This is a genomic window from Mesoterricola silvestris, assembly GCF_030295405.1.
GTDB classification, from domain to species: Bacteria; Acidobacteriota; Holophagae; order Holophagales; family Holophagaceae; genus Mesoterricola; species Mesoterricola silvestris.
In genome coordinates, this window is the sequence record NZ_AP027080.1 from 3,347,047 (window position 1) to 3,365,664 (window position 18,618).

17 protein-coding genes are annotated in these 18,618 nt (G+C 67.6%); 14 read left to right on the plus strand and 3 right to left on the minus strand.

Annotation, left to right across the window (positions count from 1 at the left end; all coding sequences use genetic code 11):
• The first annotated feature begins 70 nt into the window (after positions 1 to 70).
• On the plus strand, positions 71 to 979 hold the full coding sequence (locus tag R2J76_RS14490; RefSeq protein WP_316412348.1) for an alpha/beta fold hydrolase: 909 nt from the start codon (positions 71 to 73) through the stop codon (positions 977 to 979).
• Between the two features lie 77 nt (positions 980 to 1,056).
• Here the strand turns inward: R2J76_RS14490 and R2J76_RS14495 are convergent, their stop codons facing one another.
• Positions 1,057 to 2,070: a 3-oxoacyl-ACP synthase gene (locus R2J76_RS14495; RefSeq protein WP_316412349.1), complete on the minus strand. Its 1,014-nt coding sequence runs from the start codon at positions 2,068 to 2,070 to the stop codon at positions 1,057 to 1,059.
• Positions 2,071 to 2,315: 245 nt separating this feature from the next.
• Between R2J76_RS14495 and R2J76_RS14500 the strand changes: the two genes are divergently transcribed.
• Positions 2,316 to 3,488 (plus strand): TetR/AcrR family transcriptional regulator, encoded by a 1,173-nt coding sequence (locus R2J76_RS14500; protein WP_316412350.1) that lies wholly within the window; start codon positions 2,316 to 2,318, stop codon positions 3,486 to 3,488.
• A 35-nt stretch (positions 3,489 to 3,523) separates the two neighbouring features.
• On the plus strand, positions 3,524 to 4,831 hold the full coding sequence (locus R2J76_RS14505) for an acetyl-CoA hydrolase/transferase family protein (protein ID WP_316412351.1): 1,308 nt from the start codon (positions 3,524 to 3,526) through the stop codon (positions 4,829 to 4,831).
• Here the strand turns inward: R2J76_RS14505 and R2J76_RS14510 are convergent, their stop codons facing one another.
• Entirely contained in the window at positions 4,832 to 5,629 is a 798-nt protein-coding gene (locus R2J76_RS14510; protein ID WP_316412352.1) for an alpha/beta fold hydrolase, read from the minus strand.
• A 346-nt stretch (positions 5,630 to 5,975) separates the two neighbouring features.
• Here R2J76_RS14510 and R2J76_RS14515 point away from each other — a divergent pair, with 346 nt between their 5' ends.
• The 11 genes from R2J76_RS14515 to R2J76_RS14565 all read left to right on the plus strand — a co-directional run bounded on the left by R2J76_RS14515 (position 5,976) and on the right by R2J76_RS14565 (position 16,995).
• Positions 5,976 to 6,968: a 3-oxoacyl-ACP synthase III family protein gene (locus R2J76_RS14515; protein ID WP_316412353.1), complete on the plus strand. Its 993-nt coding sequence runs from the start codon at positions 5,976 to 5,978 to the stop codon at positions 6,966 to 6,968.
• A gap of 121 nt (positions 6,969 to 7,089) precedes the next feature.
• Entirely contained in the window at positions 7,090 to 8,382 is a 1,293-nt protein-coding gene (locus R2J76_RS14520) for a porin (RefSeq protein WP_316412354.1), read from the plus strand.
• A gap of 32 nt (positions 8,383 to 8,414) precedes the next feature.
• On the plus strand, positions 8,415 to 9,599 hold the full coding sequence (locus R2J76_RS14525) for a substrate-binding domain-containing protein (RefSeq protein WP_316412355.1): 1,185 nt from the start codon (positions 8,415 to 8,417) through the stop codon (positions 9,597 to 9,599).
• Between the two features lie 90 nt (positions 9,600 to 9,689).
• Positions 9,690 to 10,448 (plus strand): ABC transporter ATP-binding protein, encoded by a 759-nt coding sequence (locus tag R2J76_RS14530; protein WP_316412356.1) that lies wholly within the window; start codon positions 9,690 to 9,692, stop codon positions 10,446 to 10,448.
• A complete protein-coding gene (locus R2J76_RS14535) occupies positions 10,445 to 11,182 on the plus strand; it encodes an ABC transporter ATP-binding protein (protein ID WP_316412357.1) in 738 nt (245 codons plus the stop codon). Before R2J76_RS14530 ends, R2J76_RS14535 begins: the two co-directional genes overlap by 4 nt.
• 13 nt (positions 11,183 to 11,195) lie before the next feature.
• The gene (locus R2J76_RS14540) at positions 11,196 to 12,218 is read left to right on the plus strand and encodes a branched-chain amino acid ABC transporter permease (protein ID WP_316412358.1); all 1,023 of its coding nucleotides are present in this window, start codon (positions 11,196 to 11,198) and stop codon (positions 12,216 to 12,218) included.
• Positions 12,215 to 13,288 (plus strand): branched-chain amino acid ABC transporter permease, encoded by a 1,074-nt coding sequence (locus tag R2J76_RS14545; RefSeq protein WP_316412359.1) that lies wholly within the window; start codon positions 12,215 to 12,217, stop codon positions 13,286 to 13,288. Before R2J76_RS14540 ends, R2J76_RS14545 begins: the two co-directional genes overlap by 4 nt.
• The gene (locus tag R2J76_RS14550; RefSeq protein WP_316412360.1) at positions 13,285 to 14,067 is read left to right on the plus strand and encodes an enoyl-CoA hydratase/isomerase family protein; all 783 of its coding nucleotides are present in this window, start codon (positions 13,285 to 13,287) and stop codon (positions 14,065 to 14,067) included. Before R2J76_RS14545 ends, R2J76_RS14550 begins: the two co-directional genes overlap by 4 nt.
• 8 nt (positions 14,068 to 14,075) lie before the next feature.
• Positions 14,076 to 15,584, plus strand: coding sequence for an acyl-CoA synthetase (locus R2J76_RS14555; RefSeq protein WP_316412361.1), 1,509 nt, complete (start codon positions 14,076 to 14,078; stop codon positions 15,582 to 15,584).
• On the plus strand, positions 15,581 to 16,450 hold the full coding sequence (locus tag R2J76_RS14560) for a MaoC/PaaZ C-terminal domain-containing protein (protein ID WP_316412362.1): 870 nt from the start codon (positions 15,581 to 15,583) through the stop codon (positions 16,448 to 16,450). Before R2J76_RS14555 ends, R2J76_RS14560 begins: the two co-directional genes overlap by 4 nt.
• A gap of 134 nt (positions 16,451 to 16,584) precedes the next feature.
• Entirely contained in the window at positions 16,585 to 16,995 is a 411-nt protein-coding gene (locus R2J76_RS14565; RefSeq protein WP_316412363.1) for a hypothetical protein, read from the plus strand.
• A gap of 271 nt (positions 16,996 to 17,266) precedes the next feature.
• Here the strand turns inward: R2J76_RS14565 and ltrA are convergent, their stop codons facing one another.
• Positions 17,267 to 18,547, minus strand: a complete 1,281-nt coding sequence (ltrA, locus tag R2J76_RS14570; protein ID WP_316411877.1) for a group II intron reverse transcriptase/maturase — start codon at positions 18,545 to 18,547, stop codon at positions 17,267 to 17,269.
• Between the last annotated feature and the right edge of the window lie 71 nt (positions 18,548 to 18,618).

An 18,618-nucleotide genomic window follows, 5' to 3' on the forward strand; every position in this document is an offset into this window, starting at 1 on the left:
CCGGGACGGGGCCTACCATCGGTTCACAAACCAAACGTTCGTTTTGTTCTTGACCCGAGCGGGGGACGCCATGGGCAATCTGGGAATCGCGTTGACGGGGGCGGGCGCCCTCCTCCTGGCCGCGGCGGGCGTCTCCGGGTGGCTGGTGGCCAAGCGCCCGCTGTGGGTGTGGAACCGGGCGGCGCGCCGCGGCCTGAAACGCCTCGGTCTGGCGCGGGTGGTCGTCCCCTCCCCCTCGGGCCCCCAGGTGGCCTTCCTGGGCGGCACCGGGCCCCTGCTCGTGCTCATCCACGGCGCGGGGGACCACGCGGGAACCTGGGCCAAGGTGGCGCCGGCCCTTCTCAGGGACCATGCCCTCCTGATCCCCGACCTGGCCGGCCACGGCGAAAGCGCGCCCGGGGAGGGCCCCATCGACACGGCGGCCATCGTCGAAGGCCTCGAGGCGGTGCTCCAGGACCTGGGCCGGGGCCGCAGGGCGACCCTAGTGGGCAATTCCCTGGGCGCGTGGATGGCCCTGGTCCTGGCCCGGCGCCAGCCGGCCCTGGTGGAGAAGGTGGTGGCGGTCAACGGCGGGCCCCTGGCGGGCTCCGGCGCGCCCGTGAACCTCCTGCCCGCCACCCGCGAGGAGGCCCGGCGCACCATGGCCCAGCTCCGGGATCCCTCCAGTCCGCCCATTCCGGACGCGGTGCTGGACGACATGATCCGCGGGGCCGGGACCGGTTCCCTGGCGCGCTTCGCGGGCACCGCGGCCACCATGGGCCCGTGGCTCCTCACCGAGGCGCAGCTCGCCGACCTCCAGGTCCCCGTGCGCATGGTGTGGGGCGCCTCCGACGCCCTCATGCCCCTGGACTATGCCCGGCGCATGGGCGCCGCCCTTCCCGATTCCAGGCTCTTCCCCGTGGAGCGCTGCGGCCACGTGCCCCAGTCCGAGGCTCCGGCCCGCTTCCTGGAGGCCCTGGCCAAGGCCCTGGAGGCCTGATCCCCCATCCGCCCTTGTCCCGCAAAGGCGGGGGTTCCCGGAGAGGGGTGGCTCCTGCTCTCCGGGAACCCGGTTCCTCATTCCGGGTACGGACCCCACTGGATGACCGTGGAGGCCCACACGAAGCCCAGCCCGGCGCCCACGAACACCACCTTCGACCCGTCCCTGACCTTGCCGGCCTTCAGGCCCAGTTCCAGGGAGAGCACCTGGTCGTTCTGGCCGATGTGGCCGTACCCGTCCAGGTACGTCGTCTGGTCCTCGCCCAGGCCCAGCTCGGCCAGCACGGCATCGTGGGCGCTGCGCTTGAAGTGGAGGATGGCCAGGTAGTCGATGGCGTCCTCCCCGAAGCCCGAGAGCCTCATGGATTCGCGGATCACCGCGTAGAAATTGGGCATCGTCACCTCGCCGAGCTTGGCCTTGAAAGCCTCCTCGTCGGGCACCACGAAGTGGGCGCGCTCCAGGTCCCCGGCCGCCGGGGGCCACTCGCGGCTGCCCAGGGCGGGCACCACGCACATTTCCGACAGGGAGCCGTCGCCGCGGAAGGCCGAGGCCAGCACCGCGTTCCGGCCCGCGTTCTTGCGCAGCACCAGGGCCGATCCCCCCGAGCCGATGTCCAGCATGAACCGGGTGGCGGGCACGTCCAGGTCGATGAGGTCGTTGTTGCGGTACCCCGAGGCCAGGAGCACCGTCTGCAGCTCCGGGTGGCTCAGCATCAGGGCCTTGGCCACGTCCAGCGCCGCCATCATGGAGCCGCACATGGCTTCCATGTCGAAGCTCCAGGCCTTCTTCGCGCCGATCCGGTCGGCCACGTAGAGTCCCGCCAGCCAGCAGGGGTAGTCCTTGTGCTGGGCGCCGCACCAGATCACCAGGTCCACCTCCCCCCCCGCCACCCCGGCCTGGTCCAGGGCCTTCCGGGCCGCGGCCAGTCCCATGAACGCCGTGGTCTCCCCCTGGCCCGCCACGGGTTTCTCCTTCACCCCGAATTTGAGCGCGATGACGGATTCGGGGATCCCGGTGGCGGCGGCGAGATCCGCGGCGGTGAGCTTGCCTTCGGGAAGCCAGGTCCCGTGGCCGATGATGCCGACGTGCATGGGTGTCTCCAAAGAAGTGAATCGGTTCTCATTTGAATTACGCCGGTGGGAAGCGTTCGTCAAGGGGGACCAGCGGGCGATCCCCCTTCGTGCCTGTGGCATAATGATTCAAGTGCTGATTCCAGGGGGCAAAACCTGATCCGGGCCTTTTCGCTTGCGCGGCTGGATGCCGCGGTCTATATTTTTCAAAATACCGAATCAGTTCTCACGTTCCCCTGGTGCTTGGCTGGACGAAGGAGCGAGGCATGAAAACGGAGAGCCGGGGGAGGCCGGGAACGGAGGAACGCCTGGTGGCGGCGGCGGTGACGCTGTTCTCCCGCAAGTGGTACGGCACCGTGTCGGTGGCCGAGATCTGCCGGGCCGCGGGACTTTCCAACGGCGTCTTCTACCGCTACTTCACCACCAAGGAGGCCCTGTTCAAGGTCATCCTGGGCCGGGTGCTGGACCAGATCCGGGAGGCGGTGGAGGGCGTGCGGGGCGAGACGCCCCGGGAGCGCGTCCGCAACTTCGCCGAGACCATCATCCGCTTCTCCGAGGAGCATCCCGACCTCATCTCGGTCTTCCGGGAGGGCCAGTACCGCCACATCGAATACGAACGGCGCCTGGGCCTCATCTACATCCACGCCCTGGGCTCGAGCCTGGGAGGGGAGATCGGGGTTCCGGAGTACCTCTTCGCCCTGGGCGGGCTCCGCTTCTGCGCCATCGCCAGGGCCTTCGGCCACGCCCCGGTGGATATCCCGTCCACCTGCGACATCCTCACGGACGGCATCTTCCGGGGCCAGGCCTTCGATCCCGCCAAGGTGTTCGGCGGCACCGCGTCGCCCCTGCCCCTGCCCCTGGAGGAATCGGCCCGGGACCGGCTCCTGCGCTCGGGCCGGAGGCTCTTCGGCGAGAAGGGCTTCTTCGAGACCAACATCCACGAGATCACGGGCAACGCCGATCTTTCGGTGGGGGCCTTCTACACCTATTTCGAATCCAAGGAGACGTTCTACGCCGAGCTCATCGAGCGGGTCGGCCACGATGTGCGCGCGTTCATCTCCCGGAACCTGGCGAACCCCGACGCGGGGCCGCCCAATGCCCTCGAACTGGAGCTGCGCGGTCTCTGGCTCTGGGTCGTCTACCTCAGCATCGACAAGTGGTGCTACAACATCGTGCGGGAGGCGGAGTTCATCCTGCCCCAGGCCGTGCGCCAGTACTACGGCGCCTTCGCCGCGGGCTACCGCAAGCGGCCTCCCCACCTCCGCGTCGGCGCCACCGCGCCCGGCGTGGATGAAGGCACCGCCATCGAGTACCTCATGGGCGTCGCCCACTACCTCGGCATCAAGACCGCCTTCGACGAGTCCGCCACCAACGCGCGGCTCCTCGTGGAGGGCCTGGGCGGCTACCTCAGCCGCGGTCTATCGGATTTCCTGGCCTAGCAGGCCCTCACCATCCGCACCTTCAAGGAGGTTCCATGAACCATAGGGATATCTATGCCCGCAAACGCGTGCCGGCGGAGGAGGCCGTCACCCACATCCGCTCCGACAACGACGTCATCGTCGCCATGTGCGCCTCCGAGCCCCAGGGATGCATGTCGCAGTTCCACACCGTGGCCGACCGGGTGGAGAACGTCCGGGTCTTCTCCTGCCTCACCCTCAAGCCGTACGATTTCTACATGCGGCCCGAGATGAAGGGGCACTTCGAACTGGCCAGCTGGTTCCACGCGCCCGGATCCCGGGAATCCCTGAAGAAGGGGCTCGGCCTGGTGACGTACGTGCCGAACATGCTCCACCGCGCCGCCAGCGACCGCATGCACGCCCATGTGCCCGACATCTTCTTCGGCACCTGCACCCCCCCGGACAAGAACGGCTTCGTGTCCCTCTCCCTGGGCCTCACCTACGAGAAGGACGTCATCGAAAGGGCGAAGACCGTCGTCCTGGAGGTCAACCCCAGGCTCCCGCGCACCCTGGGCGATACCCAGATCCACGTGTCCCAGGTGGACTACTTCGTGGAGCACGACCAGGAGGTGCCCGAACTGCCCGCACCCAACCCTTCGGCCACGGACCACGCCATCGGCGCCTACATCGCGGACCTCGTCGAGGACGGCTCCACCATCCAGCTGGGCATCGGCGGCATCCCCAACGCCGCGGCCCTGGCCCTCAAGGACAAGAAGGACCTGGGCGTCCACACCGAGATGTTCGTGGACTCCATGATGGAACTCTACGAGCAGGGCGTCATCACCAACCTGAAGAAGGGCTTCTGCCCCGGGAAGTTCGTCACCACCTTCGCCATGGGCTCCCGCAAGCTCTACGACTGGCTGGACGACAACGTCGCCGTGGACTTCCAGCGGGGGCGCTGGGTCAACGACCCCGCCGTGGTGGCCCGCAATTCCAGGATGGTCTCCGTGAACACCTGCATCTCCGTGGATTTCACGGGCCAGGTGGCCAGCGAATCCATCGGCGTGAACCAGTACTCGGGCACCGGCGGCCAGTCCGACACCGCCCAGGGCGCCGTGGCCGGCACCGACGGCCTGGGCAAGAGCATCATCGCCTGCTACAGCACCGCCAAGGGCGGCACCCTTTCGACCATCGTGCCCACGCTCCCCGAAGGCTCCGCCGTGACCCTGCACCGGTCCTACGTGGACCACGTGGTCACCGAGCACGGCGTGGCCCGCCTCCGCGGCCGCACCGTGCGGGAGCGCACCCACGAGCTCATCAACGTCGCCCACCCCGACTTCCGCGCCGCCCTCACGGAACAGGCCCGGAAGCTGGGCTACATCTGATCAGGCGGAATGCTTGGCCAGGAAGCCGAGGATGATGCTGTTGACCTCGGCGGCCTTCTCCACCACCACCACGTGACCGGAGTCAGGGATCACATGGAATTCCGAACCGGCAATCCCCCGATGCATGATCTCGCCGTACTTCCTGGGCTTGAGGACATCATTCTCCGCCGACGCGATGCAGGCGGGGACCTTGATGCGGCCCAGGTCGGCGGTGACGTCGAAGCGGAGGAAACACTCCAGGAGCCTCACGGCCGTGGGCAGGTCCAGGGCCGCGTAGCGCTCCTCGGCCAGGGGGACCAGCTCGGGGTGCAGGGCGAGGAAGGTCTCGCCGTACACGTCCGGGTAGGTGAGCCGGAAGAAGCCCGCGCCGTCCCCGAGCCGGGCCGCCAGGATCCAGCGTTCGATGATCGCGCGGCAGATGGGGTCGCTGTGGGAAACGGAGGCGATGATCGTGAGGGTGCGGCAACGTCCGGGATGGGCGATGCCCATCATGAGGTTCAGCTCCCCGCCGTACGAGGTGCCCACCATGTGGGCCTTCCCGATGTGCAGCGCGTCCATGAGCGCCACCAGATCCTCCGCATGCTGTTCGAAGCTGTAGTCCCCTCCGGGATGATCGCTCCGCCCCTGGCCGCGCATGTCGTAGGTCAGCACCCGGTACGTCCGCGCGAGCTCCGGGAGCTGGTAGGCCCAGGAGGTGGTGTTCATGAACACCCCGTTGTTGAGGATCACCGGCTCGCCGCCGGCGGGTCCGTGGAATTCGTAGAACATCTCGATGTCATGGATGCGGATGCTCGGCATGGAAATCCTCCTCCGGGATGTCGGGGTGACACCGGCATTATGCCCCTCGCTCGCTCGAACGGTGCGATCCCGGGATCCCAACCCGGGGCAAAGGGGTCCGAAAAGGTCGCAATTGACTTACAACTCGCTTATTTACAGTAGATAGAATAAACGATTCAGCTCTCATTTTTTGGCTTGACAGGTTTTCCCATGGGTAGACAATTTCAAAGCAAACCAATCGTTCGTTTTCTTTAGGCCCCCTCCCTCGGGGAGGCATGCCGAGCCGGGAAGATCTTCCCCCGCTCCGCGCATGGTCCGTGGTCACCGGCCCGACCCGCCCCGCGCAAGAACCCATACAGGAGCAGTGATGGAACGTTACGCAACCATCGCATCCACGGGCTGCCATCTGCCTGGCATCCGGGTGCACAACGACGACCTGCGCAGGACCTTCGCCCATCTTCCCGAGTTCGTGGACAAGATGGAGGCCTCCAGCGGCATCCGCTGCCGCTGGCACGCGCCCGAGGACTGGGCCACCAGCGACCTGGCCCTGCCCGCCGCGCAGCAGGCCCTGGAGCGCGCCGGCCTCAAGCCCGGGGACGTGGACCTGATCATCCTGGGCACCGATTCCCCCGACTACATCACCCCCGCGACCTCCGTCGTCCTGCAGCACAAGCTGGGCGCGGTGAACGCCGGGACCTTCGACATCGGCTGCGCCTGCGCGTCCTTCCCCACCGCCCTGGCCACGGCCGCGGGCTGGATCACCGCCAACCCCCTCATCAAGACCGTCCTGGTGGTGGGCGTCTACCTCATGCACAAGCTCACCGAGGCGGGCGATCCCATGGGCTTCTTCTACGGCGACGGCGCCGGCGCGGCCGTGCTGGTGGCTTCGGACCGCCCGGGATTCCTGGGCGCGGCAGCCCAGGCCGGCGGCGCCTACCACAAGCACTGGGGCATCTATTCGGGCGGCACCTACGAGCCCGCCACGGTGGAATCCGTGAAGGCCGGGCGCACCATGGTGAAGATGATCGAGCGCTACCCCCCCGAGATCAACCACGAAGGCTGGCCCCGGGTCGTGCGCAAGCTGGCCGCAAACTGCGGCTTCGCCATCCCCGACATCGACTTCATCGTCTTCACCCAGGTGCGAAAGGGCTCCATCGAGCTGGTCATGGAGAACCTGGGCCTGCCCATGGAGAAGACCCACACCATCATGGAGGAGTGGGGCTACACCGGCTCCGCCTGCATCCCCATGGCCCTGCACGACGCCCTGGAGAAGAAGAAGATCCGCTCCGGCGACCGCCTCGTCCTGGTGGGCTCCGGCGTCGGCTACAACCAGGCCGCCTGCGCCCTGATCATGCCCTGAAGCCTTCCCGATTCTAGAACGGGTCCCCGGGACCCGGCACTGCGCAGCACCTGTAGTTCAACCTCCCCTCCACGGATCCGGGAATCCCAACCCCGTCCACCTCATCAACGAAGGAGCCAGAATGAACGTCAAGCTCGCACTCATCGCCGCATCGGTCGCCGCCACGACCCTCCCGGCCCAGACGGCCCCCATCGCCGTCACGGGCGCCACCAACATCTCCATCTCGGGCCTGCTCTCCGTGGGCGTGAAGAACTCCGCCATCAGCCAGGGCAACGCCGCCGTGGGCCGCAACACCGCCACCGAGACCCACGTGGACGACAACACCTCCCGCCTGATCGTGGCCAGCAATTCCAAGATCGCCGACGGCTGGAACGTGCTGTTCCGCCTGGAGAGCCGCTTCACCCCCAACGTGCGCCCCGGTGACGCCCTCCTGCAGCCCCTGGGCGGGCCTCCCGCGGGCTACAGCGTCGGCGACGCCACGGGCTGGGCCGACGGCGACACCTTCGGCGGCGTCTCCTCCCCCTACGGCACCATCACCGTGGGCAAGTCGACCCTCTACTACACCGACACCATCTCCGCCGGGTACCTGGCCCCCGTCCTGGAGCAGCCCGGTGAAAGCTACCGCATCTGGGACGCCAACGGCCTGTCGGCCTTCAACATCCTGTCCACGTACAACACCGGCACCGTCACCAACGGCGTGCTGGCCCCCACCACCCGCAACATCCTGGGCAACACCCGGTCCCGCAACGTCATCCGCTACGATTCGGTGTATTTCAAGCCCGATGCCGTCAGCATCCTCAACTTCTCCCTGGCCTGGTCCAAGAACGCCGCCGGCGCCCAGAACGTCTTCGTCTCCAACGCCAACGGCTCCACGTACGAGGGCGGCCAGACCGTCTACGCCAAGGGTCTCTACAACGGCCACGGGTTCTCCGTTTCCGCCAGCTACCTGGACCAGAAGTTCCAGGGGGTGCTCGCCACCGCCCCCCTCACCGAACTCAAGGCCACCCGCCTCGGCGCCTCCTACAAGATCCAGGGCCTGAAGTTCGGCCTGATCTACGACAGCACGAACATGGTCAACGGCATCACCACCGGCACCGTGCTTTCCGACGCCACCCGCACCGCCTTCTCCGTGCCCGTGTCCTACAGCTTCGGCGACCACGGCTTCTACGCCACCTATTCCGCCGCCGGCAAGACCGCCTCCCTGGACAAGACCGGCGCCAAGCAGATCAACCTGGTCTACGACTACGCCATGACCAAGCGCGCCTTCATCGGCGTCTACTACACCAAGATCGACAACGACGCCAACGCCTACTACCAGCCCTTCCTCACCGGCTACAGCCCCTTCGGCGGATCCGCCATCGCAAAGGGCGAGAGCTGGCGCCAGGTCGGCATTATCATGAACTACTGGTTCTAGACCCCAAAATCCGCCCATCATCAGGAGGTTCCATGAAACCGAAGAGCATTCTTCTCGGCGGCCTCGCGGTGGCCCTGGCCCTCGCGGCCGGCATCGTCTCGGCCCAGGACATCAAGATCGCCCACGTGTACGACAAGACGGGGGTCCTGGAGGCCTACGCCAAGCAGACCCAGACCGGTCTGATGATGGGCCTGCAGTACGCCACCAAGGGCACCATGATGGTCAACGGCCACAAGCTGGTGCTCATCGAGAAGGACAGCCAGGGCAAGCCCGATGTGGGCAAGTCCCAGCTGGCCTCCGCCTTCGCCGACGACCGGGCCGACATCGCCATCGGGCCCACGTCCAGCGGCACCGCCCTGGCCATGCTGCCCGTGGCCGAGGAGTACAAGAAGATCCTCCTGGTGGAGCCGGCCGTGGCCGATTCCATCACCGGGGACAAGTGGAACCGGTACATCTTCCGCACCGGCCGCAACAGCTCCCAGGACGCCATCGCCAACGGCGTCGCCCTGGACAAGGCGGGCACCAACATCGCCACCCTGGCCCAGGACTACGCCTTCGGCAAGGACTTCGTCAAGGCCTTCAAGGGCGCCCTGAAGAAGGCCAAGCTCGTGCACGAGGAGTACCTCCCGGCCAACACCACCGACTTCACCGCCGGCGCCCAGCGCCTGTTCGACAAGCTCAAGAACCTCAAGGGCCGCAAGATCATCTTCATCAACTGGGCCGGCGCCGGCAATCCGTTCAAGATCGCGGACCTGGACCCCAAGCGCTACGGCATCGAGATCTGCACCGGCGGCAACATCCTGCCGGCCCTCGCGGCCTACAAGCCCTTCCCCGGCATGGAGGGCGCGGCCTACTACTACTACGAGATCCCCAAGAACCCCATCAACAAGTGGCTGGTCGACGAGCACATGAAGCAGTTCAAGACCCCGCCCGACTTCTTCACCGCCGGCGGCATGTGCGCGGGCCTCGCGGTGGTCGAAGCCCTCAAGAAGACCCAGGGCAGCGCCAACACCGAAAAGCTCATCGCCACCATGGAAGGCATGTCCTTCGAGACCCCCAAGGGCAAGATGACCTTCCGCAAGGAGGACCACCAGGCCATGCAGACCATGTACCACTTCAAGATCAAGGTCGACCCCAACGTCGCCTGGGCCATTCCCACCCTGGTCCGCGAAATCAAGGCCGAGGAAATGCAGATTCCGATCAACAACAAGCGCTAGGACGCACCGCGGCCGGCGGCGCGGGGGCCGACCCCCCCTCGCCGCCGGTCCCGCGAAGCGGCCCCGGGCGCCTTCCCCCCACGAGCATCAATGACCTTCGCCCTTGAAACCCAAGATCTGACCATCCGGTTCGGCGGCCACGTGGCCGTCGACGCCGTGTCCTGCGGGTTCGCCCCCGGCACGCTGACAGCCATCGTCGGGCCCAACGGGGCCGGCAAGACCACCTATTTCAACCTCGTCTCGGGCCAGCTCAGGGCCACGGCCGGAAAGGTCTTCCTTCACGGGCAGGACATCAGCTCCGCCTCCGCCCCCCAGCGGAGCCGCCGCGGCATCGGCCGCGCCTTCCAGCTCACGAACCTCTTCCCCTACCTCACGGTGCTGGAGAACATCCGCCTGGCGGTGCAGTCCCGGGCCGGCCTGGGGCTCAACCTCTGGAGCATCTGGAGCAGCCACCGGGAACTCATCGGCCGCGCCGAGGAGGTGCTCGAGACCGTCGCCCTCACCGGGAAGCGGGACTGGGCCGCCGCCGCCCTGCCCCACGGCGACCAGCGCAAGCTGGAGGTGGCCATCCTCATGGCCCTGGAGCCGGACGTCTTCATGTTCGACGAGCCCACCGCGGGCATGAGCGTGGACGAGGTCCCGGTGATCCTCGACCTCATCCGCGGCCTCAAGGCCCGCAGCGACAAGACCATCCTCCTGGTGGAGCACAAGATGGACGTGGTCCGCGAACTCTCGGACCGCATCATCGTCCTGCACAACGGGGCCCTGGTGGCCGACGGCGCCCCGGCGGAGGTCATCGCCTCCCCCATCGTGCAGGAAGCCTATCTGGGCATCGAGGTGGCCAAATGACGAACCCGCTCCTGAAGCTCGACGGGGTCCATACCCACATCGGCGCCTACCACATCCTCCAGGGGGTGGACCTCCAGGTCGCCCACGGCGAGATGACCGTCCTGCTGGGCCGCAACGGCGCCGGCAAGACCACCACCCTGCGCACCATCATGGGCCTCTGGAACGCCTCCAGGGGGGCCGTGACCTTCGAGGGCGCGGACATCTCCGCCCTGGCCACCCCCGACATCGCCCGCAGGGGCATCGCCTACGTCCCTGAGAACATGGGCATCTTCGCCGACCTCACGGTGCGCGAGAACATGACCCTGGCCGCCCGGGGCGCCCGGCGCGTGGAGGAGGTGGACGCGGCGCGCCTGGAATGGATCTTCGGCCTCTTCCCGGCCCTTAAGAAGTTCTGGCAGCATCCCGCGGGCCTCCTCTCCGGCGGCCAGAAGCAGATGCTCGCCGTGGCCCGGGCCATCGTGGAGCCCCGCAAGCTCCTGCTCATCGACGAGCCCAGCAAGGGCCTGGCCCCCGCCATCATCCAGAACATGATCGCGGCCTTCCGGGAACTCAAGCAGACCGACACCACCATCCTGCTCGTGGAGCAGAACTTCAATTTCGCGCGGCAGCTCGGGGACCAGGTGGCCGTCATGGACAACGGCCGCGTGGTCCACGCGGGCCCCATGGCCGCCCTGGCCGAGGACGAGAAGCTGCAGCAGGACCTGCTGGGCCTTTCCCTGGGAGCCCATCAATGATCAAGGAGCGCAGATGAGTTCTCCCGCCACCCCGGTCCCCGCCGCCGAGGCCCTGCCCGCCGTCAGGAAGGACCGCATCCCCCTGCTGCTGGTGCCCGTCCTGGCCCTGGCGGCCCTGCCCCTCACCGGCTCCCTGTCCACCTGGGTCACCCTCACCTTCGCGGGCCTGGCCATGGGCATGATCATCTTCATCATCGCCTCGGGCCTGACCCTGGTATTCGGCCTCATGGACGTGCTGAACTTCGGCCACGGCGTCTTCATCACCCTGGGGGCCTTCCTGGCCACCACCGTCCTGGGCTCCATGGCGGCCTGGACCACCAGCGAAAGCCTCCTGCGCAACCTGGGGGCGGTGCTCCCGGCGGTGCTGGCGGCCATGGCGGTGGCGGGCATCGTGGGCCTGGCCTACGAGCGCATCATCATCCGCCCCGTGTACGGCCAGCCCCTGAAGCAGATCCTCATCACCATGGGCGGCATGATCGTGGGCGAGGAGCTCATCAAGGTCGTGTGGGGCCCCGAGGCGCAGCCCCTGCCCCTGCCCGCGGCCTTCCGCGGCTCCCTCATCTTCGGCGAGGCCGCGGTGGAGAAGTACCGCATCGCCGCGGTGGTGGTGGGCCTCCTGGTCTTCGCAGCCCTCTACTGGGTGCTCACCCGCACCAAGGTGGGCCTCCTGATCCGCGCCGGGGTCCATGACCGCGAGATGGTCGAGAGCATGGGCTACCGCATCAAGCGGCTGTTCATCGGCGTCTTCATCGCGGGCTCGGCCCTGGCGGGCCTGGGCGGCGTGCTCTGGGGCCTCTACCAGCAGGGCGTGACCCCCCAGATCGGCAGCCAGGTCAACGTGCTGCTCTTCATCGTCATCATCATCGGCGGCCTGGGCTCAGTGGGGGGCTGCTTCCTGGGGGCCCTGCTGGTGGGCCTCATGGCCAACTACACCGGCTTCCTGGCCCCCAAGGTGGCCCTCTTCTCCAACATCCTGCTGATGGTGCTCGTCCTGGTGTGGCGGCCCAGAGGGCTCTACCCGGTGGTGAACCGATGATCCTGCGAAGCCTGTTCTCCGGCGACCTGCCCCGCAGCCGCGTCCTCACGGTCCTCCTCCTCCTCATCCTGGCGGGCCTGCTTCTCACGCCCTTCCTCTTCTCCGGCGCCAAGTCCCTGAACGTCGCCGCCAAGATCTGCATCTTCATCGTCCTGGTGTCCAGCTTCGACCTGCTCCTGGGCTACACCGGCATCGTCTCCTTCGCCCACACCATGTTCTTCGGCATCGGGGCCTACGGCGTCGCCATCGCCCTCACCCACCTGGGGCCCACCTGGGGAGCGGTGGCCGCGGGGGTGGCCCTGGCGCTGGTGCTTTCCATGGTCCTTTCCCTGGTCATCGGCCTCTTCAGCCTCCGGGTGAAGGCCATGTTCTACGCCATGATCACCTTGGCCGTGGCCACCGCCTTCCTGACACTCGCCTCCCAGCTCTCGGACCTCACCGGCGGCGAGGACGGCCTCAGCTTCAAGGTGCCCACCCTCCTGCAGCCCAGCTTCTCCCTGCGGGAGGCCCCCTTCCTCGGCGCCTACCTGGACGGCAAGTTCATCTCCTACTACCTTCTGGTGGCCGTCACCCTCGTGCTGTTCCTGGTCATGCTGCGCATCGTCAACTCCCCCTTCGGGCGGGTGCTGCAGGCCATCCGGGAGAACGAATTCCGGGCCGAGGCCCTGGGCTACCGCACCGTGGTGTACCGCACCGTCTCCAACGTCCTCTCGGCCCTCTTCGCCACCCTCGCGGGGTGCCTGCTGGCCCTGTGGCTGCGCTACAACGGCCCGGACACATCGCTGTCCTTCGAGATCATGATCGATATCCTGCTCATGGTGGTCATCGGGGGCATGGGCACCATGTACGGCTCGGTGGTGGGCGCCACGCTCTTCCTCATCGCCCAGAACTACCTGCAGGACCTCATGAAGCTGGGCAGCACCGCCGCCAGCGGCGTGCCGTTCCTGCGAAACCTCCTGGCCCCGGACCGCTGGATGCTGTGGCTGGGGATCCTTTTCATCCTGAGCGTGTACAAGTTCCCCACGGGGATCGTGGGCAGGCTTCGCGCGAGGGTCCGGAGCGCGCCATGAGCCTTGTCCGTTTGGAAGTCGCCGGGGGGATCGCCCACCTGACCCTGTGCCGCGCCGGCATGCACAATGCCCTGGTGCCCGAATTGCTCGAAGCGCTCCTGGGCGCCCTCGGCGAGGTGCGGGACGATCCGCGGGCGCGGGCCGTGGTGCTCGCCGCCGAAGGGCCCGCCTTCTCCATCGGCGGGGACATGCGCCGCTTCCAGCGGGAGCGGGGCGACCTCCAGGCCTATTCCTCCCGCCTGGTGGGCCTGCTCAACGAGGCCATCCTGGCCCTGGTGGACCTGCCCCAGCCCGTGGTGGCCGCCGTTCACGGCCTGGTCACCGGGGGTTCCCTGGGCCTGGTGCTGGCCGCGGATTTCGTCTACCTGACCCCCAGGGTGGCCCTCAAGGCCCACTACACCACCGCCGCCTTCGGCCCCGACGGGGGCTGGACGGCCCTGGCGCCCCGCCTCGCGGGCCTGCGCCGCGCCGCCTCGGCCCTCATGCTCAACCGCACCATCCGCGCCGACGACGCGGTGGAATGGGGCCTGGCCACGGAGGTGGTGCCCGCCGACGCCCTGCTGGACACCGCCACGGCCACCGCCCAGCGGCTCGCGTCCTTCCCGGCGGGCACCCTGCGCGCGGCCAAGGACCTGCTCTGGGGGGACCGGGCCGCGCTCGCCGCCGCCCTGGAGGGGGAACGCAGGCACTTCCTGGACCTGGTGGCCCGGCCCGAAGCCATCGAGGGCGTCGACGCCTTCCTCCGCGATTTCCACGACTACCCGCACGACCAGGAATAGGAGCGCCCATGCTCATTCCCGACTGGCTCCACCGCCAGGCCCAGCAGTTCCCCGACCACACGGCGCTGGAGGACCTGCACTCCGGCCGCACCTTCTCCTACCTGGAGCTGGACCGGCGCGCCAGCCGCTGCGCCCACTTCTTCCGCGACCGGTGGCGGCTCCGGCCCGGGGACCGGGTCGCCCTGCTGGCCCACAATTCCGCGGAGTACGTGGAGATCCTCTACGGCTGCGCCAAGGCGGGCCTCATCCTCGTGGGCCTCAACTGGCGCCTGTCCCTGGACGAGCTCAAGGCCATCGTGGACGACGCGAAACCCGCCGCCCTGGTCTACGGCCTCGAGTTCACCGCCGGCGGCGAGGCCCTGGTGGCCGCCTTCGGCCTGGAGCGCGGCCTGGCCCTGGCCGACGGCTACGAGGCGGCCCTGGCCGAGGCAAGCGGCGAGCGAATCCGCATGGGCTGGCGCGGGCACGACGATCCCTGGTACCTCCTCTACACCGCCGGCACCACCGGCAAGGCCAAGGGTGTCGTCCAGACCTTCGGCATGTGCTTCACCAACTGCGTGAACATCCTGCTCCACGCCGGCATCCGCCGGGACGACGTGCTGCTGGCGGTGCTCCCCTTCTTCCACACCGGCGGGCTGAACCTCTACATGAACCCCATGCTCATGACCGGCGGCACCACCGTCATCATGCGCCAGTTCGACGTGGACCGCACCCTGGAGCTCCTGGGCAGCCGGATCACCGTGATGTTCGGGGTGCCCGCCATCTACCTCTTCCTCTCCCAGCACCCGAAGTTCGCGGCCACGGACTTCTCCCGGGTGCGTTCCTGGGGCGCCGGCGGGGCCCCCATGCCCCGGGCCGTGCTGGACGCCTATTTCGCCAAGGGCGTCACCATCTGCTTCGGCTTCGGCATGACCGAATCCAGCCCCACCGTCTTCCTCACCGACGAGGACACCGCCCGGAAGAAGATCGGCACCGTGGGCCTGCCCGTGATGTACATGGAGGCCAAGGTGGTGGACCCCGCCACCCGCGCCACCCTGGGCACGGGCCAGCGGGGCGAGATGCTCCTGCGGGGCCCGGGCATCACCCCCGGCTACTGGAACAACCCCGAAGCCACCGCGACGTCCTTCGAGGACGGATGGCTTTGCACCGGCGACGTGGCCTACGTGGACGAGGACGGGTGCTTCTACATCGTGGACCGCACCAAGGACATGTACATCTCCGGCGGGGAGAACGTCTACCCCGCCGAAGTGGAGAACGTGCTCTACCAGCTGGAGTGCGTCGCCGAGACCGCCGTCATCGGCGTGCCCGACGACAGGTGGGGGGAGGTGGGCAAGGCCATCCTCGCCCTGAAGCCCGGGGCGGAATTGACCGCCGAGGCCGCCATCGCCCACTGCAGGGCCCACCTCGCCGCCTTCAAGGCCCCGCGGCACGTGGTGTTCGTCCCCGCCCTGCCCCGGAACGCCCTGGGCAAGGTGGACAAGGCCGGGCTGAGGCGGGAATTCGGAGGACAGGCATGAATACCGGAACCACGGCCTCGTACACGCGGGTCCTCCTGCAGGCGGACTTCGACCGCTTCGCCCGGCTCAGCCGGGACGACAACCCCATCCACGTGGATCCGGCCTTCGCCGCCACCAGCCACTTCGGCGCCACCGTGGCCCACGGCATGATGCTCTACGGCTGCATCGCCAAGGCCCTGGGCGAGCTCATTCCCGGCCCCGGCGCCGTGCAGCTTGAGCAGACCCTCATGTTCCCCAACGGCACCCACACCCTGGAGCCCATCACCGTGAGCCTGGCCGTGGAGGGCGAGGCCGGCGGGATCCTGGACATCGCGACCCTGGTCACCAAGCCCGGCCCCGGCGGCGCCCCCGTGCCCTCCGCCACCGGGCGCACCCGGGTGGCGCCCCTGGACGTGGCCGTGCCCCGCCTGGACCTGCCCGACGCCGCCCCCGAACCCGGGGACGAGGCCTTCTACGGCCTGCGCCTGGGGGATTCCGTGGGCGAGACCCGCACCTTCACCCTGGCCGACCTGGAGGAGTACGGCGACCTCACCGGGGACCGCAACCCCCTCTTCCGGGACGACGCCTACGCCCGGGACCGGGGCTTCGAGGGCCGCATCATCCCCGGCCCGCTCCTGGGGGGCATGTTCTCGGACCTCCTGGGGACCCGGCTCCCGGGCCGGGGCACCGGCTGGATGAAGCAGTCCCTGCGCTACCCCGCCCCCGCCTACCCCGGCGAAGCCCTCACCGCCACCGTCGCCATCACCCGGCTCCGGGCCGCCAAGGAACTGGTGAACCTCTCCACCCGCGTCACGGCCCCCGGTGGCCGGGTGGTGTGCGACGGGGAGGCCCTGGTCCTGGTGCGCAATCTGGAAAACAAGGGCTGAACTGTGACCGGGTTCCCTTCCGGCGGGTTCCGGGGGGACTATGCTGGAAGGTGAGGGAAGGCGTCCGGGCAGCCAGCAGGACATTCCATCCCAAGCAACCCCGGCTCCCCGCACCCTCCCCAAGGGAGGCGAGGATGATGTTGCACGTGCGGGTATCCCGGGTGGACGACTACGCCGGAGAGCTCACCCAGGGGCTCCGGAAGCTTGAAGCCGAGAAGGCCCGGGGCTACCTGAGCCGGGAGGAGCAGGAGGACTTTCTCCTGGATCTCCACAAGGCCATCGACAGGAACGACCTGCGGCCCATGCGCACCCGGGCCCTGGTGGACCTGGTCCTGGCGGCCCTCACCGCCGCCGCGGCCGCCCTCCTTTCCTGGAAGCTCCCCGAGGACCACATCCCCCACGCCGTGCTCCTGGCCCTCTGCGCCATCAGCCTGGGCATGGCGGCGTGGCGCTACCGCCTCTACCACCGCCGCCGGCTCCACGACCGCAAGTGGCTGACCCGATTGGAGCAGTCGGTGGCGGCAGGGGGGAGCATCTTCGACTAAGGTGTGTCGGCAAACCCCAGGTACTGAATCGATAGGTTGATCACGGTGATCTGGCTCCAGGTTTGAATTGACGCTCTTTATCCTGCCTTTTCCCCTGGATCCTGTTTATCCCCGTTTGAGCATGGCTGGGAGTTGGCGCCACCTTTAGGTCAAGGACGGCGAGTAACATGCGCACCGGCCCACCCCTGCGTCAGCCCTGCGGAAACAGGTCGAGTAGCGCGGGGGAACTGCCCCCCCGCGCCCTCACGGATCCGGACGTGAGACTCTCACCTCATCCGGCTCGTCCTGCCCAGCCTCCAGGTCGTATTCCCAGGGTCCAGTGGTAGAACAGCCCTTCTTGCCGCTGGTGGGCAATGTCGCCCAACCAACGAAAGGCTGCCGTCCAGTCCCGGTGGAACCGCTTGTATTTCCGTTTGGCCCAGCGGGCCAGGACCAGATTCAGGTAGTCGAGAAGTTCCAGGCACTCCGAGCGGTGGAACCGCCCATAGTAGTTGACCCATCCCCTGACGATGGGATTGATGAACGAGGCAAGCTCGCTCAGGGTCTTGGTGTTCATCTTCGTCGTCAGTTTCCACTCCCGGATGGCTTCCCGAGCGGCCTTCTTCGCCTTGTCGCTCATGGCCGGATTGAAGCCCACAAAGAGCTTTCCGTCCCGGGTCTTCACCGACCGCCCCCGAAAGGTGTAGCTCAGGAAGTCGAAGGCCGTGTGGTCATGGTCCCCCGGGCGCGAATCGTCCTTACAGTAGACGATCTTCGTTTTCTCCGGGTGGAGTTCCAGCCCCTTGTCCTTCAATCGCCTGCGCACCCCTTCCAGGACGTATTTGGCCTGGGCCAGGCTCACGCAATGGATCACCGCATCGTCGGCATACCGCTCGAACGGGACGTTCGGAAAGACCCGCCCCATCCAGGCATCGAACGCATAGTGCATGAACAGGTTGGCCAGCAATGGGCTGATCACCCCGCCCTGCGGCGTTCCCGCCGTCCGTTCCTGCAGGGTTCCGTCCTCCCGTTGGGCCGGGGCCTTGAGCCACCGTTCCACGTACAGGGGGATCCACTTCAGGGCCGAATCCGACTCGGTATGGTGCCGAACCGCCTTGAGGATCAGGTCATGCGGCAGGTTATCAAAGAATCCTTTGATATCCAGATCGATGACCCAGTCCAGGCGCCAGCAGCGCTCCCTTGCCTTTGCTACGGCATCCAGTGCCGAACGACCCGGCCGATAGCCGTAGGAGTCCTCGTGGAACATGGGTTCCACCAAAGGCTCCAATACCTGCTTGGCTACCATCTGGGCCACTCGGTCCGCCACGGTCGGAATGCCCAAGGGTCTCGTCCGGCCGTCCTTTTTGGGAATCTCCACCCGCTTCACCGGCGGCGGGAAGTAGCTGCCCGACGACATCCGATTCCAGATCTTGTAGAGGTTGCCCTCCAGATCCTTGTCAAACATCGACAGGGTTTCTCCATCCACGCCCCCTGCTCCCCGGTTGGCCCGGACCAGACGCCATGCCTCGGCGACCTGTTCCCTGGAAATGCTGTAAGGCTTCGCTTCAGACACGTGCTCTTCCCCCGGAGGGTTGACCCGCATTTGAAGCCGGACAGGCCGGTCCCTTGGCTCCACCCGCATTA

Excerpts from the sequence above, each read along its gene's own strand:
- R2J76_RS14505 (WP_316412351.1), top strand. The coding sequence starts at position 3,524 with ATGAACCATAGGGATATCTATGCCCGCAAACGCGTGCCGGCGGAGGAG.
- R2J76_RS14495 (WP_316412349.1), bottom strand. The coding sequence starts at position 2,070 with ATGCACGTCGGCATCATCGGCCACGGGACCTGGCTTCCCGAAGGCAAG.
- R2J76_RS14520 (WP_316412354.1), top strand. The coding sequence starts at position 7,090 with ATGAACGTCAAGCTCGCACTCATCGCCGCATCGGTCGCCGCCACGACC.
- R2J76_RS14540 (WP_316412358.1), top strand. The coding sequence starts at position 11,196 with ATGAGTTCTCCCGCCACCCCGGTCCCCGCCGCCGAGGCCCTGCCCGCC.
- R2J76_RS14500 (WP_316412350.1), top strand. The coding sequence starts at position 2,316 with ATGAAAACGGAGAGCCGGGGGAGGCCGGGAACGGAGGAACGCCTGGTG.
- R2J76_RS14510 (WP_316412352.1), bottom strand. The coding sequence starts at position 5,629 with ATGCCGAGCATCCGCATCCATGACATCGAGATGTTCTACGAATTCCAC.
- R2J76_RS14555 (WP_316412361.1), top strand. The coding sequence starts at position 14,076 with ATGCTCATTCCCGACTGGCTCCACCGCCAGGCCCAGCAGTTCCCCGAC.
- R2J76_RS14490 (WP_316412348.1), top strand. The coding sequence starts at position 71 with ATGGGCAATCTGGGAATCGCGTTGACGGGGGCGGGCGCCCTCCTCCTG.
- R2J76_RS14525 (WP_316412355.1), top strand. The coding sequence starts at position 8,415 with ATGAAACCGAAGAGCATTCTTCTCGGCGGCCTCGCGGTGGCCCTGGCC.
- R2J76_RS14515 (WP_316412353.1), top strand. The coding sequence starts at position 5,976 with ATGGAACGTTACGCAACCATCGCATCCACGGGCTGCCATCTGCCTGGC.
- R2J76_RS14550 (WP_316412360.1), top strand. The coding sequence starts at position 13,285 with ATGAGCCTTGTCCGTTTGGAAGTCGCCGGGGGGATCGCCCACCTGACC.
- R2J76_RS14530 (WP_316412356.1), top strand. The coding sequence starts at position 9,690 with ATGACCTTCGCCCTTGAAACCCAAGATCTGACCATCCGGTTCGGCGGC.
- R2J76_RS14560 (WP_316412362.1), top strand. The coding sequence starts at position 15,581 with ATGAATACCGGAACCACGGCCTCGTACACGCGGGTCCTCCTGCAGGCG.
- R2J76_RS14545 (WP_316412359.1), top strand. The coding sequence starts at position 12,215 with ATGATCCTGCGAAGCCTGTTCTCCGGCGACCTGCCCCGCAGCCGCGTC.
- R2J76_RS14565 (WP_316412363.1), top strand. The coding sequence starts at position 16,585 with ATGATGTTGCACGTGCGGGTATCCCGGGTGGACGACTACGCCGGAGAG.
- R2J76_RS14535 (WP_316412357.1), top strand. The coding sequence starts at position 10,445 with ATGACGAACCCGCTCCTGAAGCTCGACGGGGTCCATACCCACATCGGC.